General features: G+C 43.7%; 18 protein-coding genes and 1 riboswitch. Of the genes, 2 read left to right on the top strand and 16 right to left on the bottom strand.

The genetic code is table 11. From position 1 onward, the window contains the following. Positions 1 to 97: 97 nt before the first annotated feature. The 8 genes from ACQCT5_RS04925 to ACQCT5_RS04890 form a co-directional block, all read right to left on the bottom strand. Complete coding sequence (locus ACQCT5_RS04925; RefSeq protein WP_499639580.1) at positions 98 to 598, bottom strand: ECF transporter S component; 501 nt, start codon at positions 596 to 598, stop codon at positions 98 to 100. A gap of 2 nt (positions 599 to 600) precedes the next feature. After that, positions 601 to 1,014, bottom strand: coding sequence for a DUF4430 domain-containing protein (locus tag ACQCT5_RS04920; protein WP_499639578.1), 414 nt, complete (start codon positions 1,012 to 1,014; stop codon positions 601 to 603). Between the two features lie 174 nt (positions 1,015 to 1,188). Beyond that, positions 1,189 to 1,390, bottom strand: a riboswitch (cobalamin riboswitch). Between the two features lie 91 nt (positions 1,391 to 1,481). Then, entirely contained in the window at positions 1,482 to 3,251 is a 1,770-nt protein-coding gene (locus tag ACQCT5_RS04915; RefSeq protein WP_499639576.1) for an ATP-binding protein, read from the bottom strand. Further along, positions 3,248 to 3,967: a response regulator transcription factor gene (locus ACQCT5_RS04910; RefSeq protein ID WP_499639574.1), complete on the bottom strand. Its 720-nt coding sequence runs from the start codon at positions 3,965 to 3,967 to the stop codon at positions 3,248 to 3,250. Before ACQCT5_RS04910 ends, ACQCT5_RS04915 begins: the two co-directional genes overlap by 4 nt. 75 nt (positions 3,968 to 4,042) lie before the next feature. Next, positions 4,043 to 5,206 (bottom strand): c-type cytochrome biogenesis protein CcsB, encoded by a 1,164-nt coding sequence (gene ccsB / locus ACQCT5_RS04905; RefSeq protein WP_499639572.1) that lies wholly within the window; start codon positions 5,204 to 5,206, stop codon positions 4,043 to 4,045. Between the two features lie 11 nt (positions 5,207 to 5,217). Beyond that, complete coding sequence (gene resB, locus ACQCT5_RS04900; protein ID WP_499639570.1) at positions 5,218 to 6,870, bottom strand: cytochrome c biogenesis protein ResB; 1,653 nt, start codon at positions 6,868 to 6,870, stop codon at positions 5,218 to 5,220. A 12-nt stretch (positions 6,871 to 6,882) separates the two neighbouring features. After that, on the bottom strand, positions 6,883 to 7,413 hold the full coding sequence (resA, locus tag ACQCT5_RS04895) for a thiol-disulfide oxidoreductase ResA (protein WP_499639569.1): 531 nt from the start codon (positions 7,411 to 7,413) through the stop codon (positions 6,883 to 6,885). Between the two features lie 158 nt (positions 7,414 to 7,571). Continuing rightward, on the bottom strand, positions 7,572 to 8,300 hold the full coding sequence (locus ACQCT5_RS04890) for a pseudouridine synthase (protein ID WP_499639567.1): 729 nt from the start codon (positions 8,298 to 8,300) through the stop codon (positions 7,572 to 7,574). A 274-nt stretch (positions 8,301 to 8,574) separates the two neighbouring features. Between ACQCT5_RS04890 and ACQCT5_RS04885 the strand changes: the two genes are divergently transcribed. Next, entirely contained in the window at positions 8,575 to 8,802 is a 228-nt protein-coding gene (locus ACQCT5_RS04885; RefSeq protein WP_499639565.1) for a hypothetical protein, read from the top strand. A gap of 32 nt (positions 8,803 to 8,834) precedes the next feature. Here ACQCT5_RS04885 and ACQCT5_RS04880 read toward each other — a convergent pair whose 3' ends face one another. From ACQCT5_RS04880 to ACQCT5_RS04845, 8 genes are all read right to left on the bottom strand, one after another. Beyond that, positions 8,835 to 9,368: a spore maturation protein gene (locus ACQCT5_RS04880; RefSeq protein WP_499639563.1), complete on the bottom strand. Its 534-nt coding sequence runs from the start codon at positions 9,366 to 9,368 to the stop codon at positions 8,835 to 8,837. A 2-nt stretch (positions 9,369 to 9,370) separates the two neighbouring features. Beyond that, the gene (locus ACQCT5_RS04875; protein WP_499639561.1) at positions 9,371 to 9,961 is read right to left on the bottom strand and encodes a nucleoside recognition domain-containing protein; all 591 of its coding nucleotides are present in this window, start codon (positions 9,959 to 9,961) and stop codon (positions 9,371 to 9,373) included. Continuing rightward, positions 9,958 to 11,109 (bottom strand): D-alanyl-D-alanine carboxypeptidase family protein, encoded by a 1,152-nt coding sequence (locus tag ACQCT5_RS04870; RefSeq protein WP_499639559.1) that lies wholly within the window; start codon positions 11,107 to 11,109, stop codon positions 9,958 to 9,960. Before ACQCT5_RS04870 ends, ACQCT5_RS04875 begins: the two co-directional genes overlap by 4 nt. 455 nt (positions 11,110 to 11,564) lie before the next feature. Next, complete coding sequence (locus ACQCT5_RS04865) at positions 11,565 to 12,443, bottom strand: superoxide dismutase (RefSeq protein ID WP_499639557.1); 879 nt, start codon at positions 12,441 to 12,443, stop codon at positions 11,565 to 11,567. A gap of 121 nt (positions 12,444 to 12,564) precedes the next feature. Next, positions 12,565 to 13,053, bottom strand: coding sequence for a YpuI family protein (locus ACQCT5_RS04860; protein ID WP_499639555.1), 489 nt, complete (start codon positions 13,051 to 13,053; stop codon positions 12,565 to 12,567). A 96-nt stretch (positions 13,054 to 13,149) separates the two neighbouring features. Next, positions 13,150 to 13,578 (bottom strand): hypothetical protein, encoded by a 429-nt coding sequence (locus ACQCT5_RS04855; protein ID WP_499639553.1) that lies wholly within the window; start codon positions 13,576 to 13,578, stop codon positions 13,150 to 13,152. 76 nt (positions 13,579 to 13,654) lie between these two features. Continuing rightward, complete coding sequence (scpB, locus tag ACQCT5_RS04850; protein WP_499639551.1) at positions 13,655 to 14,233, bottom strand: SMC-Scp complex subunit ScpB; 579 nt, start codon at positions 14,231 to 14,233, stop codon at positions 13,655 to 13,657. After that, a complete protein-coding gene (locus ACQCT5_RS04845) occupies positions 14,220 to 15,002 on the bottom strand; it encodes a segregation/condensation protein A (RefSeq protein WP_499639983.1) in 783 nt (260 codons plus the stop codon). Before ACQCT5_RS04845 ends, scpB begins: the two co-directional genes overlap by 14 nt. 144 nt (positions 15,003 to 15,146) lie before the next feature. On the opposite strand from ACQCT5_RS04845, the gene ACQCT5_RS04840 reads away from it, so the two are divergent. After that, positions 15,147 to 15,674, top strand: a complete 528-nt coding sequence (locus ACQCT5_RS04840) for a DUF309 domain-containing protein (protein ID WP_499639549.1) — start codon at positions 15,147 to 15,149, stop codon at positions 15,672 to 15,674. The last annotated feature ends 39 nt before the right edge of the window (positions 15,675 to 15,713 follow it).

The following is a 15,713-nucleotide window of genomic DNA, read 5'->3' as shown; positions in this document are numbered from 1 at the left end:
TCCTGGGGCAGTCAGTTCAGAAGTTGAATGAAATGGAACTAGATTGTTCGCATTACCTCAAAAAAAGAGAAGCCCTTTTCAAGGCTCCCCTTCCTGTTCATTGAAGCATATATGCCGCCCGTTCCTTCAACAGCCTTGATAATACCGGAAATAGTACTATAAAAAATACCACATTCCCAATTGCATGGTTCACATCGAACGGAATACCTGCCAAATAGTAGGGCCAAAACAGTTTACCTACGACCAAACGTTCAAGTGACATTACAAATCCGTACAAAAGTCCGCAAAAGCCTGCATAGATTGCTAAAATTACGACAGGTGTCTTATGGAACCATTTGCCGATCATTCCGCTCATCAAGCCGATAATTGACCATGCAATGATTTGGGTGACCGTCCATGTGCCGCTTCCGAGTACCATATTGGTGGCAATCGTACTGCCAGCAGCAAGAATCAATCCTGTCACCGGCCCCATCCAAAAGGAGCAGATGATGATGATCGCTGTAACAGGCTGCACATTAGGAATGGAGGCGAATGCGATTCGCCCCACTACGCATAAAGCGATGAGCACCCCTAATAATGCAAGCTTTTTCGTAGGCATAACTATTCCCACTTTGCATAGTCGAAGTGTACAACATCCTCTGCTTTAAGCACGTATTCTTTTGCACCGACCATGATTTCTTCCTCATTCACCATATATGTCCAGAAATAGGAGTTGGCAGTATCCGACTCTACCCCATCGATCCCGACGATAAATTCCTTGGTGTCGTCCAGGGTCAATTCGAAGTTACGTTCCATTACTTCCATCAATGATTCGCCTTCTTCAAATTCCACCGTTTTCTCGCTGATTACTTCTTCCCCATCCTTTGTCAGCTTGATGGTCGATTCCAGCTTTTCCTGCTGCTCCTCTTTCGGTGCATCCGTTGATGTGTTGGTATTAGTATTGTTTTCTGCTGTTGCACATCCTGTCAGAGCCAATGTAAGTGCTGCTATTAGCGTCAGTAAGAATTTCTTCATCTGTCATTTCCCCTTATGTATGTATTAGGTAAAGCTAAAAAGTCCCCTCTTTTTGTTAACTCTCCACAGAAGCAAATAAAAAACCTCATCCAGTATAAAGGATGAGGTGTAAACGGCATAAGAAATGCAAGTATAAATAAACGCCGTCTCTCACTCAACCCCCGAAGCATTGAAACTAAGTTTAGACAATTGGCAGGTCTACTGACTCATGCTTCACCCTACTTTGAGCCTTCCCATATGGCAGCCTGATTTCTCAAGCCGGATCATACAGTGGTTATCTCATTTCGTCCACATTTACAGTTGCGGGGACAGTTTTGGTCTTTCACCAAATTCCGTTTTAAGTCACCGAGGTGACACCAACATCTTCAAAACTATTCAGTTAACTAGCTTACATATTACACAATATGCCTCTTGCTGACAAGAAAATGTTTCATAGTAAACAAGATTTTTCGCTAATGTTAAACATATTAACCCATTGTTCGTGGGATAAAAAGGGAAAATGTCGTTCCTTCATTCCATTTTGAATGAACTGAGATCTGGCCATTATGCGCTTCGACAATATTCTTTACAATGGCAAGGCCGAGTCCCGTCCCTGCTCGTCCCCTTGTACGCGCTTTGTCCGCTTTATAGAACCGTTCAAACACAAACGGCAGATCCTCTTCAGGAATACCGTGACCAGAGTCCTTCACATCCATTTTCAGGCCGAGGTCCGACAAATTGACTAGAATGGTAATTACTCCGTCATTTTCCGTATGACGGATCGCATTGTCAACGAGATTGGTCAGTACCTGTTCCATTCGATCTACATCAAATGCAATTTTGCCCTGTCCTGTCATCTCGTAACTTAGATGGATGTTCTTTTCTTTTGAGAGCACCTGAAACTTGCGAATTATTTTTTCCACAAATACTGCAACATTCGCTTGTTCATAGGTCAGTAAAATATGACCCGCTTCCATTCTTGCAAGGTCGAGAAGATCGTTAACGAGTCTCCCCATACGCAGGGACTCATCATAGATGACAGACGCAAGCTCTTTTTTCTCTTCATCCGTTCCGGCAATATCATCGACGATTGCTTCACTGTATCCCTGCAGCATGGAAATCGGTGTACGAAGTTCATGTGATACATTTGCGATAAAGTCTTTGCGGAGCTTATCGAGCCTACGTTCTTCCGTCATATCCCTGATAACAGCAACCGCCCCACGTATATGTGTTTGACTGTATAGCGGACTCATCACAATCACCCATGTGCGTCCTTGGTAGGTGAGCTCAATTGCCTGTTCCTTTTCAATGGAAACCGCCCTCTGGAACATATCCCTGACCTCTGACGGAAGGTCTTCCCCATTGTCGCTGCCTTCCTGGTAGAACCAGGCTTGCAAAAAGCGTTCAGCAGGAGGATTCGAGACAAGAATCGTTCCATCCCGGTTCAAGGTGATAACACCATCCGCCATCGAGCTTAAGATGTTCGCCAAATGCTCTTTTTCCTGGTTCAGCGCATTAATATTGAATTTCAACTGGCGTCCCATCTGATTGAATGCCATCGCAAGCTCCCCAATTTCATCGTGAGTAAGCATCGGAAGCTTTGTATCAAACTTTCCACGTGCAATTTCAAACGCAGCCTCCCTCATTTTCCGGAGTGGTGCTGTTATTCTGGTAGAAAGGAAAAAGGCAAAAATCGTAGTTAGGAAAATCGCAAAACCGGCTGCGAGTAAAATAAGCTGGGTTGTCTGTTTCGTTGTTTCCTTGATGGCAAGCAAGGATTGGTAGATGAATACGGCTCCATCCTTGTTTTCATCCAGGTGAAGCGGAATTCCCACAATCATGATTTCGCCATACATTTCATCATCTATATTGATATCGGATAAATAGGTTTTTTTCGTGACAATCGGCTGATCCTCGAATACGAGGGAGAGCTGTGGATCATCGAGGAAAAAGGAAGCCGGAAGATGACTGAGCGTTTTGTTTGGGGAATGGCTAAAGTCTTCCTTATCCGCAAACACTACCACCCTTGTCGCTTCATCCGCCAACTCCCATGCGATACTCATCGCCTGTTCACTATCTGCATGCTGTTCCAGAATGAGCGATATTTTCTTTGCATCCGTTGACAGTTCCTTTTCCGCTTCACTGACATGGTAGTTTTCGAAAAACTCCAGCAACAGGATTGTAAGGACAAATAGGACAAAGGAAACTAAAAGTAAAATGGTAAGCCAGAGCTTACCAACTACACTTTTCCAAATCATGAGTCACTGCCGACCTCAAACTTGTATCCGACACCCCATACAGTCACAATCATTTTCGAAGCAGGTTCTGATACTTTATTCAACTTTTCGCGAAGTCGTTTCACGTGTGTATCGACGGTTCGTAAGTCACCAAAGAATTCATATTGCCAAACTTCTTTCAGCAATTGCTCTCGGTCAAAAACCTTGTCCGGAGATTTTGCAAGGAAATAGAGAAGTTCGTATTCTTTGGGCGTCAAGTTTACTTCCTTGCCGTCAGATGTAACCCGGTGTGCATCGTTGTCGATGGTCAGATGAGGGAACACGATGACATCCTTGGTTGTTGTTTCCGTTGTCAGGAAGGTTGTGGTCGAAGATCGTCTCAGCAACGCCTTTACTCGAAGCACCACTTCCCTCGGACTGAATGGTTTCACTATGTAGTCATCCGTTCCAACTTCAAAGCCCTGAACACGGTTTGTCTCTTCCCCTTTTGCTGTCAGCATGATGATCGGAGTCGCTTTCTTTTCACGGATTTCCTTGCATACCTCCATGCCGTCCATGCCTGGCATCATGATATCAAGGAGAATGACATCGTATTCATTTTCCAGCGCCAACTCCAATGCGGTATGACCATTGTCCGCTTCCTCTATTGTATAATTCTCTCTTTCGAGATACATTCTCAACAGCCTTCTGATTCGATCTTCGTCGTCCACTACAAGAATTTTCAAGTCTTTTTCCATGAATTTTCCCCTCCTGGTAATGTTTCAATTTTCAAGAAAAGCCCTCACATAGGTGTGAAGGCTCCATATTCTGCGTTACATGGCATACGAATGCAAACCTGCAATAATTAAATTGACACCAATCAGATTAAAAAGAATAATCGCAAAGCCGACCAAAGTAAGCCATGCCGATTTTTCCCCTTCCCAACCTTTGGATAGGCGAAGGTGCAGGTAGGCTGCATAGAATAGCCAGGTGATGAGTGCCCACACTTCCTTTGGATCCCATGCCCAATATCTTGTCCAGGCGATCTGTGCCCAAATCGCCGCAAAAATCAGTCCGCCAAGTGTGAATACCGGGAATCCGATTGTTACCGCTCGATAGCTGATTTCATCTACCAGTTCCAGGTTCACTTTTTTAACGGCAGGCTTCAATGCCTTTCCGATAGGCTTTCTAAGAATCAGTCGGAAAAGTCCATATAAAAGTAATCCGGCTAAAAGAGACCATATAACCGTATTCAATTTTAATGTGTTTACATATGCCGGCAAATTCACCAATGCATCCATTCTTCCGTCTGTCAGGAGTTCCCCTTCATTTGGTCCCACTAATGCGGGCAGATGATATTCGACATTGGCATCGGTACCTTTTTTGTCAATATAGGCGAATTCCGCCTGGTACCCTGCAGCACCAAAGCCGATGGATAGAAAGATAAATCCTAAGAAACAGATTAGGGAATAAAGGGTAAACTCCAGCCAGAAAGTCTTTTGATCCTTTTTTGTATAATCTACCACTTTTACAAGATAAATCAAACCTGCCGCAAAGCTGACTGACAGGACCGCCACTCCAAGTGCTACAGTCGAAACATGGATCGCAAGCCAATGGCTCTGCAACGCAGGAATCAACGGTGCGATGTCTCTTGGAAACATACTTGCATAGGCAATCAACAACAATGCGATTGGCAGGGTGAAGACGCCTAGCGTACTAGTTTTATAGATGAAATAGATGACAATGAATGCCAATACGAGCATCATGCCAAAGAATGTTGTAAACTCAAACAGGTTGCTGACAGGTGCATGACCGCCTGCAATCCATCGCGTGATAAAATAGCCTAATTGAGCAAGGAAGCCCAAAATAGTGATCGATATTCCTATCTTGGCTGCTTTGCTGCTCTTTTTAGCACGAATTGCACCTCCAAAAAAGGCGGTACCTATTAGATATAGGATAAATGCGGTATATAGTAAATTACCACTAAGCTGTGCCATTGATGAACCTCCTATTCCTCCGCTTTCTCTTTCTTGCTTTCTTGCTGCTCTTGTTCCACCTGGTCGACCGGAATATCAATCGACGATTCGTGGAGTGCTTTATTGATGTCGCCCTTTAGTCCAAACCAGTTTTTATTCGTATGTCCTGCCACCCAGATTTCATTTCCTCTTGTCTGCACCCAGACACGGCGATGGTTCCAATACATGCCCTGGATCACTCCAAGCATGAAGATTGCGCCACCAAGACCGAGTATCCAAAGGGTTAGGTCTTTCCGAACGGTCAGTCCGGAAACATTACGAGTCTCGACACCGGCGAAGCTCATCTTATTTATATTTGTTCCGTTCGGTTCGATGTTCTGACGTATGGCCACTAGACTGATTTCCCCTTCCGGCGTTTCCGGCGTTATCATACGGAAAACAAAGGCAGGATTGTCCGGCACCCTTGTCTTTGTATCCGGTTCTCCATCCTTTAGGATAAAGTCAGGAAAATAACTTACGAGTTCGACAGAATTGCCGTTCCCTAAATCATACTTCTTTTCCGGTTCATTCAGGTCCACTTTGATTGTACCATAGACTTCCTGTGTTTCTTTATTTTCCACATTGAAGCTCATGGCGCTGAATTCATTCAATTTATAGTCCACTTGATAAAATGCATAGGAATCGTGCTTTAATGGCTGATTCACCTTTACTGCATGCTCTTTCACTTTTTCAAGTTCTGGCTCTGCACCAACCACGATGTCGCCTTTTCGTTCATAAAGAACGGCATTCGTTTGGAAATTGCTCGCAATGGCACCTTCTCCAGCTCTGGCAATGGCAGACTCAAATACTTCATCCGAGGATTTGCTGTCATACGTTTCAAAAACAAAGCCTTCACTCTTCATATAGTATTGCCCATTTGTACCAGGGATAAGCTTTGTTTCCCCTTCACGGACCCACAGCACTTCGTCCACATACATGCCCGGGAAAAAACGGAGCATAGCCCCAACCAGGAAGATAATAAGTCCGATATGATTCACATAAGGTCCCCAGCGGGAAAAACGATTTTTCTCAGCCAATATATTTCCATTTTCTTCACGTATTTTATAATTTCTATTTTTAAGGCCAGCCTTTACTTTTGCGAGTTCCGTTTCCGTGTTTTCAACTGTCGTCTGTCCAAATACACGTTGACGCTTCAGAAAACTCTCATGTCTCGTAACCTTTTGGGTTTTCAACGCTTTGTATAATGGAACAAAACGATCAAGGCTTGCGATCACCAACGATATTCCAAGCGCTGCAATCAGAAGTAAATACCACCATGAACCATATAAATCGTGAAAACCAAGGGTATAATACATTTTCCCTGCAAATCCATGCTCTTGTTCATAGTACACTTCTGCAGGTATGTTTTGCGGTATGTAGCCTACTTGAGGGAAAATTGTACCAAATGCTGAGGAAACCAATAAAAGAACGATTATCCAAATCCCAACTTTTACAGAAGAAAAGAAATTCCATATCTTATCTATGATTGTCTTGTTATACGTTTGAGAACGCCTGGCACTGCCTTCATACTTCATGTCCAGCAGTTTTTCCTGGCTCTTTTCATTCTCGGTGGGCTTTCCACAAGCTTCACAAAGAATCGTGCCTTCCGGATTCAGATGTCCGCACTCACATTTAATATCCTTCATACGTAAAACTCCCTATTGTTTCGGTTTAATCATTTCCATGTATTCCTTTATTTTCGCTTCGGTCAATTGCCCTGAATCTTTTTTTACAATTACGCCATTCTCATCGATCAGAATCGTAGTAGGCAAAGGTACGACCCCATAAGCCTGTCTCACCTGATCTGTGCGATCCATCGGAATAGGAAAAGTCAGCTGATGTTTGTTTTTAAAACGTTCCACTGCAACATTTGTTTCCTGAATATTTACAGCTAGTATTTCTACACCCTGATCTTTAAAAACTTTATATTGATTTTCCATATATGGCATTTCCCGTTCACACGGCTCGCACCATGTTCCCCAGAAGTTCAGGAATACACCCTTGCCCCTTAAATCCGATAACCTTACCTCATTACCTTCCAAGTCCTTCAAGACGAAGTCCGGGGCCTGGTCTCCCTCTCCGACCAATTCTTTAGATGTGAAAAAATTCGCGTATAACGTATACCCTATTGCAGATAACAGGAGAAGCAGAATCGCTGTACGCATCACTAAACGTTTCTTTTTACTCATTCCTCATTACTCTCCTATACCATAAGTCGTATCGTATCCTTGCTATTATAACATTTACTACTTTTGCCACTGATAGTAGAATATGAATCTTATGTGAACACAACCAAACATAAAAAAACGGAAGCGGTTCTTTCCCCACCTCCGCTTTCATTGTGCTTTTATTTGCCTGGCTTGGTTGCCATTACTCGAAGTTGCTTTACTTCATGCGGTGTCAGTTCTCTTGCTTCTCCCGACTTCAAGCCTTGCAGTGTCAGGAAGCCATAGCGTTCACGTTTCAGTTTCATCACCGGATGACCGATTGCTTCGAACATGCGACGCACCTGGCGATTGCGGCCTTCGTGAATCGTCACTTCAAAGATTGCCGTTTCCTTTGTTCTTTCCATCGAAAGGAATTTGATTTTTGCAGGAGCCGTTTTTCCGTCCTCTAGCTTGATGCCTCGCTCCAGGCTGCGAATCGCTTCCCTTGATGGTATTCCTTTCACTTTTGCAACGTAGACCTTATCCACTTTGGATTTCGGGTGCGCCAGGCTGTTGGCGAATTCTCCGTCATTGGTCATGATGATCAATCCGGATGTATCATAATCCAACCGGCCGACAGGATAGATTCGCTCCTCGATCAGCGGGAAAAAGTCTGTTACTACTTTTCTCCCTTTATCATCGCTGACACTGGAGATGACACCTCTTGGTTTGTATAACACAAAATAAACCGGCTCTTCCCTTTCAACAGGAATGCCTTCCACTTCTATTTTATCGTTGGGGGAAACTTTTACCCCAAGCTCTTTGATAACCTTGTCATTCACTCTGACTTTTCCTTCTTGAATCAACTGTTCTGCTTTTCTTCTCGATGCAATCCCTGCATGCGCAATCACTTTCTGTAACCGTTCCATTTCTTTCACCTCATTCAACATCTTACATGACTTTTACCAGAAAAGCCAAGATTTCCATACTTATATGATTCCCATCGTTCACAAACTCTAATTATACCCTTAGTAATTTTAAAAAGGATAGTAAAAAAATATGGCTTTAATAATTTGGTACTATTTCATACTACTATAGGCGTAAAGAAATTACCCCGTTTCCCATATTCCTTCAGGCTTCTTTAGTTGGTATAGTATCCTTAACAGGAAAAGTTTTCAATTTTTTCTTAAGGAGAAAATGTTGATGAACAATGTACAAATTAAACAGGTGCTAGAAACGTTGGGAACCTATCAGGATACAGAAATCACGTGTACCATTTGTACGAATCCAGATCAACCGCTTTCCATTACCTATCTTAGGAACGATCGCTGCTATCAGGTTGTCAGAGATAAGCAAGGAATCGTCGAGCATTTCTCAGATATAGATGCCGCTTCTACCGCCATTAAAAGTGCGTTGTCACAAGCCAAATAAACAACAAAAAACACAAGGGGCTCCTTGTGTTTTTAGATTCCAAAGAAAAAAGTGACAACGAGAATCGACACTACGATTCCCACCACATCAGCAAGGAGACCCACCTTCAGGGCATCCCCCATCTTTTTGATGCCGACTGCCCCGAAATAAACAGTAAGTACATAGAGCGTCGTGTCCGTGCTTCCCTGCAGGACGGAAGCCAGGCGTCCCATAAAGGAGTCCGGCCCGAACGTTGCAATCATATCCGTCGTCATCCCAAGTGCCGCAGTACCAGAAATGGGACGTATGATTGCAAGGGGGACAATTTCAGCCGGTACCCCGATAGCACTCATCAATGGCCTCAAAAATTCCACCAAAAAGTCCAGCGCACCCGAAGCGCGGAAGATGGAGATGGCGACCATCATCCCAACGAGAAAAGGGATGATGGAAATGGCTATCTTGATCCCTTCCTTTCCCCCTTCAACAAAAGTTTCATAAGTTGGCACCTTTTTGAAGGTACCATAAAGGAGGATGAATCCGATCAGAAAAGGGATTAACCAAAGAGATATTAAGGATATGAGCTGCATCTCTACCTCCTCCTAGCCATTCTGCGATAATAAAAAAAACGGTCAATCATAATGGCTGCAATCGTGGAGCACGCCGTCGCGACCAAGGTCGGTCCCACAATTTCAGTAGGTGATGCGGATTCATAATTCATCCTTATGGCGATAACCGTAGTGGGAATGAGCGTGATGCTTGCGGTATTAATGGCAAGGAAAGTAACCATGGACCTACTTGCCTCAATCTTTCCTCCATTCAGCTCCCTCAGCTGTTCCATCGCTTTTATTCCCATTGGAGTTGCCGCATTTCCAAGTCCAAACATATTCGCAATCATATTTGACAGCATATATCCCATTGCAGGGTGATCCGGGGGAACCTCAGGGAAAATCCTCCTGACCAGCGGCCTAAATAATACTGCGAGCTTTTCGAGAAGCCCCGCCTCCTGGGCAATCCGCATCAAGCCCAGCCAAAAAACAAGGATGCTGATGAACCCGATGCAGATGGTGACCGCCTCTTTAGCCCCAAGAAAGATTGCTTCATTCACTTTATCCATTGTTCCATTGATCATCGCAAAAAGAATGCCAATGATCGTCATGGCTACCCAAATGATATTGATCATGGTAGATTACCACCGAAAATAAAAAAGATATTCTTGAAGATCGACCAGAAGCCTCTTGAATCTTCTTTTTTCTTTTCATGATAGATTGGTGTCTCGATGACTGCCTCATTGTTAAGGATAAGCGTATAGCTCCCCACTACATCAGGAACATTACCTGAACGCTCCCAGTCCTCCCTCGGCTTGACAAGCTCTATATTGATCCGGACATTTTCCCGTTCTTTTTTGGTCATCGGATACTTGATATCACGTGATAGGAATACTTTTCCCTTATAAAAGGAATCCTCGATATCCTCAAGCTTACCTTCATTTGCAATGTTGTAGAGCTTGTAGTCAACAAATGCTCGATTGAACATATAGATATGATCCTGCCAATCATCGGGTCCATTCAATGTGACCACAATTGCATCCAGGCCATCCTTGGAAGCGGTAGTGATGAGCGTACGCTTTGCACGTTTGGTGAAACCTGTTTTCCCGCCGGTTGCATAGGAATACATACCAGTGACCAAACGATGCTTATTTGTCCAGCTTCGATCCCAGGACTCTCCAGGTGCAGCTGGTGCACGGTATACCTTTGTTCCAGTCACTTCCCTGAATTTTTCATTTTCCATTGCATAGCGGGTAAGCTGGGCCATATCATAGGCGGTCGAGTAGTGATTCTCATGATCGTCCAGTCCATGGGGATTTGCAAACTCCGTATTGCTCATTCCAAGTTCCGCCGCTTTCTCATTCATCAGGAAAACAAATCCTTCTAGACTGCCCCCTACATGCTCAGCAATGGCAACGGCCGTGTCATTCCCTGAACGCAGCATCAATCCATACACAAGATGTTCGAGCTTGATTTTCTCACCGGGCTTTAAATAGACCGAAGACCCTTCTGCATGGGTTGCCCTCTCACTGACAGTCACGATTTCACCCATTTTTCCGGATTCGATGGCGAGTATCGCTGTCATTACTTTCGTGATACTGGCGATGCGCTGTTTATCATGTGCATTCTTTTCGAAAATCACTCTGCCACTCTCTTGTTCTATCAAAATTGCATTCCTCGCACTTACACCAACCTGCTCGGCCACTGCCTTTTGAGGAATGCCTATACTAAAAATCAGCATCACAATAGAAGCGATGATGAACACCATTCTAGCTCGTACCATCCAATCCCCATCCCTTGTCTATGTTTGTACAAGTTTATGCACAAGCTGTCCCAATATGATTTTTTCGATAAAAAAAGGGCAAAGTTAGGTTAAAGGCAAACTGGAAAGGGTTGTCCGAGAAGATTTGAAATTCAAGAGAGATTAGAGACTTTCTAATGGATCTTACCATTGGAATTAATGTTCAAAAAAGTCATTAGGATGCGTCTAATGGCCTTCTCAGAGGAATTTCCGTTTAAAAAAGCCATTAGGATGCCTCTAATGGCTTTCTCAAGGGATTTTACGTTCAAAAAAGCCATTAGAATGCCTCTAATTGCCTTCTCAAGGGATTTTACGTTCAAAAAAGCCATTAGAACGCTGCTATTGGACTTCTCATTGCGATACCCAATAAAAAAAGCCATTAGAACACTTCTAATGGTCTTATACACTGTATTACCCCCAAAAAAATCCTTATTTAGTCAATAAGACTGCCACTTCAATTTTGATGCTTCCTGATACCGCTTCTCCACATCTCGCCAGTTCACGATATTCCACCAATTGTCTATATAGTCCCTGCGGTTGTTCTTATACTGCAGGTAATAAGCATGCTCCCAAACATCCAAACCAAGGAGCGGGATGGTATCCCATTGGGTGAACAGCTGCTGCTTTTCTGTTTGGAGAATCTCGAGTCGATGGGCTCGCGGGGACCAGACGAGCAAGGCCCACCCAACACCCTCCACCTTGTCTGCCGCTTCTGTGAAATGCTTTTTGAATTTATCATAGCCGCCAAAATCCTGGTTGATCTGCTGAAGTAGCCTACCCTTAGGCTGTCCCCCGCCATTCGGCGCCATATTCCCCCAAAACATGGTATGCAAGTAATGTCCGGATCCATGAAAGGCTGCTTCCCGCTCCCAATGTTTAATCAGATCAAAGTTCACCGTTGCGCGGGCCTCCTGCATTTTCAGCTCCGCTTTATTGAGACCATCCACATAGCTTTTATGATGCTTCAGGTGGTGCAGCTCCATGATATCCCTTGAAATATATGGTTCAAGAGCGTTGTATGGGTAAGGTAGAGGAGGAAGCTTATGCCCCCCGATCGGGACCCGGCCACTGTTTTGTCTGGTCGGGTGCTGCATCTCTAAAAGCTGATGTAAATCATCGAGCTTCTGTTTGACATAAAGTACTTCCTTTTCCTGGACCACTTCCTTTTCCTGGGTACTTTGTATAGAGGAAAGAAGATTTCTTACTTCCGGCTGCCACTCCGATCGTACTTGACCATTTTCCGTAAGTATCTCCAAGCACCAATGTTCCGTGTCCTGTAAGTATTTTCTGAAAACCTGCTGATTTTGGCTGATCATCCTAGAGGTCCTCCCTTTTTGAAGTCATCGTGATATCCTATGCTTTCTGGGAGAAAAAAAGAAAGTTGTCCGATTGATATAAAAAGAAAACACCCAGCCCAACGAGGGACCGGGTGGATGATTAATTGCTTTGCATCATTTTAGTACGGTAGTCTGTTTCGTAATATTCCAGTTCCTCACGGATTGTTTGAAAATCGCTTTCCAAGTGGCGGATGACGGCCTTCAATTGTGTAGGAGGCGCTTCATGGAAATGAATCGAGTTTTTGCCAGTATAAGCGGAACGGCTGTCCTCGTACCAGGCATCATTCTTTGGAGCAAAAAACTCCTCGATGCACTGGTGGTAGATGTTATATAGCACCTTCTCGGCGGCAGATTTACGGAACGGCTCACTTTTTAAAATTACCTGACAGGCATTGTGCCCTTCATCACAGAAAACTGCAAGTCTGCGTGTATTGGCCAATAGGAGGCTAACATATTCCCTGCTTCCGTCACTTTCTTCCATCAGTGAAGATAAGGTTGCTTCATTCAGGAACTCGTTTAGTTGATGAACAGTATTTCCTAAAAAACTCTCTACTTGTTCTGTTTGAGCTTTTACAATCGTATTTGCCATTTGTAATGGACCCTCCATATTTAAGGTTTTATAGAAAATGCCGCAGCTTTTGTGTTAATACGACTTACAAACTATATTTATGACCAGCTTGTTCATTTATGAGGATGGCTGAGCCAAAAAGTTCAATGGGGACGAAAGGGTATATTCCCCTTTGTTGTGAAGCCCTTCAAATATCTCTTTCAGCTTCGGGATATGGACGCCTTCAAAATAGGAGGCGAAATCTTCCCGGGTATTAATGTAGATTCGTTTCCGATGACGAAAACTTGGGTTTTTGATCAAGAGGGTAAGTGCCACCAGATCTTTAAATAGGATTTCCTTGTCACCGACTTTAAAAACAGGATCTCTATCCACTCCAATATTCAAAAACTCAGGAAATGTTTCATCAAAATATCGGATATATAATACATGGAAGGTTCTTTCCTCGCCCTCTTCGGAAAATGTCACTTCCGAACGGTTAAAGAAATCCTCTGACGTATTAGATTGAGCTTTTTCCAATTCATAGCCTCTGATTTCGGTTATTCTCATGGTTAAGATGCCACTCCTTAAAAGTTCCAAATCTAGTATGTATAACTATTTTACCATACAACACTAACAAATCGTTTTAATTTTCAAACGTTTCCTGAAACTTTTCGAAGAACAGATCTGCCTCTTCATCCGGATCGTCGGTTGTGACAGTAAGTGGCGGAAGCTCCTTGATGTTCTTCAGTCCGAAGTAGTCGAGAAACTCCTTGGTGGTTCCATACAGGATGGCGCGTCCAGTGCCTTCAGCACGGCCTACTTCCTTCACTAGCGCTTTGGCGGCAAGCGTCTGAAGTGGCCGTTCGCTTTTCACCCCTCGAATGCTCTCAACTTCCGTTCTGGTAATCGGCTGCTTGTACGCTACAATCGCAAGGGTTTCCAGTGCTGCCTGTGACAACGATTGTGATGTCGGCGATTCCACCAGCTTCTTCAGATAAACGGAGTGTTCTTTTTTCGTAGTCAATTGAAAGGTGCCTGCAAGCTCTATAATGGCTATTCCCCTATCTGGAGATTGGTAATCCTCCCTAAGAGCAGAAATGGCATCCAGAGCTTCACTTTCTTCTATTTCCAACACAGTGGAAAGCTGCTTTAGCGTCAGCCCTTCATCCCCTGCTGCAAATAGAAGACTTTCAACGATCGACTTCCAATTAATAATATCCAACTTCCTCATTTCCTCCTTCTTGATAGGAAACATAAATATCCGCAAAATTATTTTCCTGCTCAAGCATTATGGTGTTCTTTTTCAATAGCTCCAAGATGGCCAGAAAGGTAACCACAATATACTCTTTGCTCGATTCAGGGAATAGTTCAAAGAAATGCTTTCTCCCTTTAAATTGGCGCAGATCCTGAATCAGCTCTGCCATTCTCTTTTCAATCGGGATTTCCTGTCTGGCAATTCTAGTCTGCAAAGGCTTTTGAAGCTTCTTACGCCGCATTAGCTTTTGAAGTGCACCAAGCATATCGTATAAGGATACATCGAGCTTCACTTCATCAGGTTCCACATTTTTCATCAGCTCAGTCAGGTCACTCGGCGCTTTGGTAAATAGGTGGCTCCGCTCTTCTTCAAGCTCCTTCAGATCGTCTGCCGCCTCTTTATACTTCCGGTATTCGATCAGACGGTTCATCAGCTCTTCACGAGGGTCCTCCTCGTAATCTGCGAAGTCATCATCTTCCTCAAGCAATTCCTCCTCGTGCTTCGGGAGCAGCATCTTGCTCTTTATCTCGAGCAATGTGGCTGCCATTACGAGGTATTCACTTGCAATATCCAATTGTAATTCCTTCATCGTATGTATATAAAATAAATATTGCTCAGTAATTTGAGCAACGGGAATATCATATATATCTATTTCCAAACGGTTTATCAGGTGAAGCAGCAAGTCCAATGGACCTTCAAACGCTTCAACTTTTACGCTATATTCCTGCACGGGTATTCATCCACCTAACTTCGATCAAAACAATTTAACGCGCTCGAATTTTTTCGAACTCTATCATAGTATAAAGTATTCTGGCAACATTTTATAGTACTATAAGGATTATGATAAAATATTATTATCCTTTTTAAAGGGGGAAAAGCTTTGTATCCACTAGCCTATATCGATTATTTGCATTATTTTCATTGCGAAAGGGACTATTTTGAATGCCATGAGGTACTTGAGGAGCATTGGAAGGAAAAAGAGGCTAATGAACGCGAGCTCCATTGGGTTGGACTGATCCAGATTGCGGTAGGACTTTATCACTATCGACGTGGAAATTTCAATGGGGCAAAACGGATGCTGACAAACGCAACCTCCATCGTTCGCACGCATTCCAATGAAATCGACAGCTTGGCATTAGATAGTAAAAGTCTGATAGAGTTATTAGAAAACCAGCTGGCAGGTATAGAAAGGCAGGACTCCTATAAAAGTATCGACCTGCCACTTACTGATGAAACACTCTTGAACTCCTGCAAGACCAGAGCCCGTAATGAGAATCTGATATGGGGCGCACCAAGCGACCTTCAAAACCAATCCTTGGTGCATCGGCACTCCACCCGTAACCGGGATGATGTGATACAGGAACGCCTGGCACAATTAATGAAACGGCAACAAAAAAAGGAAGGCTGACCTTTGACACAGGACGCCTTCCTTTTTTATAGAGTACTT

Origin of the sequence: Sutcliffiella halmapala (assembly GCF_050107295.1) — a bacterium.
Lineage (GTDB): Bacteria > Bacillota > Bacilli > Bacillales > Bacillaceae_I > Sutcliffiella_A > Sutcliffiella_A halmapala_A.
This window is presented reverse-complemented; position numbering and strand designations above follow the sequence as displayed.

Coding starts and splice junctions, on each gene's coding strand:
- ACQCT5_RS04915 (WP_499639576.1), bottom strand. CDS start 3,251: ATGATTTGGAAAAGTGTAGTTGGTAAGCTCTGGCTTACCATTTTACTT.
- ACQCT5_RS04890 (WP_499639567.1), bottom strand. CDS start 8,300: ATGGAACGGTTACAGAAAGTGATTGCGCATGCAGGGATTGCATCGAGA.
- resB (WP_499639570.1), bottom strand. CDS start 6,870: ATGAAGGATATTAAATGTGAGTGCGGACATCTGAATCCGGAAGGCACG.
- ACQCT5_RS04880 (WP_499639563.1), bottom strand. CDS start 9,368: ATGCAGCTCATATCCTTAATATCTCTTTGGTTAATCCCTTTTCTGATC.
- resA (WP_499639569.1), bottom strand. CDS start 7,413: ATGAGTAAAAAGAAACGTTTAGTGATGCGTACAGCGATTCTGCTTCTC.
- ACQCT5_RS04925 (WP_499639580.1), bottom strand. CDS start 598: ATGCCTACGAAAAAGCTTGCATTATTAGGGGTGCTCATCGCTTTATGC.
- ACQCT5_RS04885 (WP_499639565.1), top strand. CDS start 8,575: ATGAACAATGTACAAATTAAACAGGTGCTAGAAACGTTGGGAACCTAT.
- ACQCT5_RS04855 (WP_499639553.1), bottom strand. CDS start 13,578: ATGAGAATAACCGAAATCAGAGGCTATGAATTGGAAAAAGCTCAATCT.
- ACQCT5_RS04920 (WP_499639578.1), bottom strand. CDS start 1,014: ATGAAGAAATTCTTACTGACGCTAATAGCAGCACTTACATTGGCTCTG.
- ccsB (WP_499639572.1), bottom strand. CDS start 5,206: ATGGCACAGCTTAGTGGTAATTTACTATATACCGCATTTATCCTATAT.
- ACQCT5_RS04865 (WP_499639557.1), bottom strand. CDS start 12,443: ATGATCAGCCAAAATCAGCAGGTTTTCAGAAAATACTTACAGGACACG.
- ACQCT5_RS04860 (WP_499639555.1), bottom strand. CDS start 13,053: ATGGCAAATACGATTGTAAAAGCTCAAACAGAACAAGTAGAGAGTTTT.
- ACQCT5_RS04910 (WP_499639574.1), bottom strand. CDS start 3,967: ATGGAAAAAGACTTGAAAATTCTTGTAGTGGACGACGAAGATCGAATC.
- ACQCT5_RS04870 (WP_499639559.1), bottom strand. CDS start 11,109: ATGGTACGAGCTAGAATGGTGTTCATCATCGCTTCTATTGTGATGCTG.
- ACQCT5_RS04875 (WP_499639561.1), bottom strand. CDS start 9,961: ATGATCAATATCATTTGGGTAGCCATGACGATCATTGGCATTCTTTTT.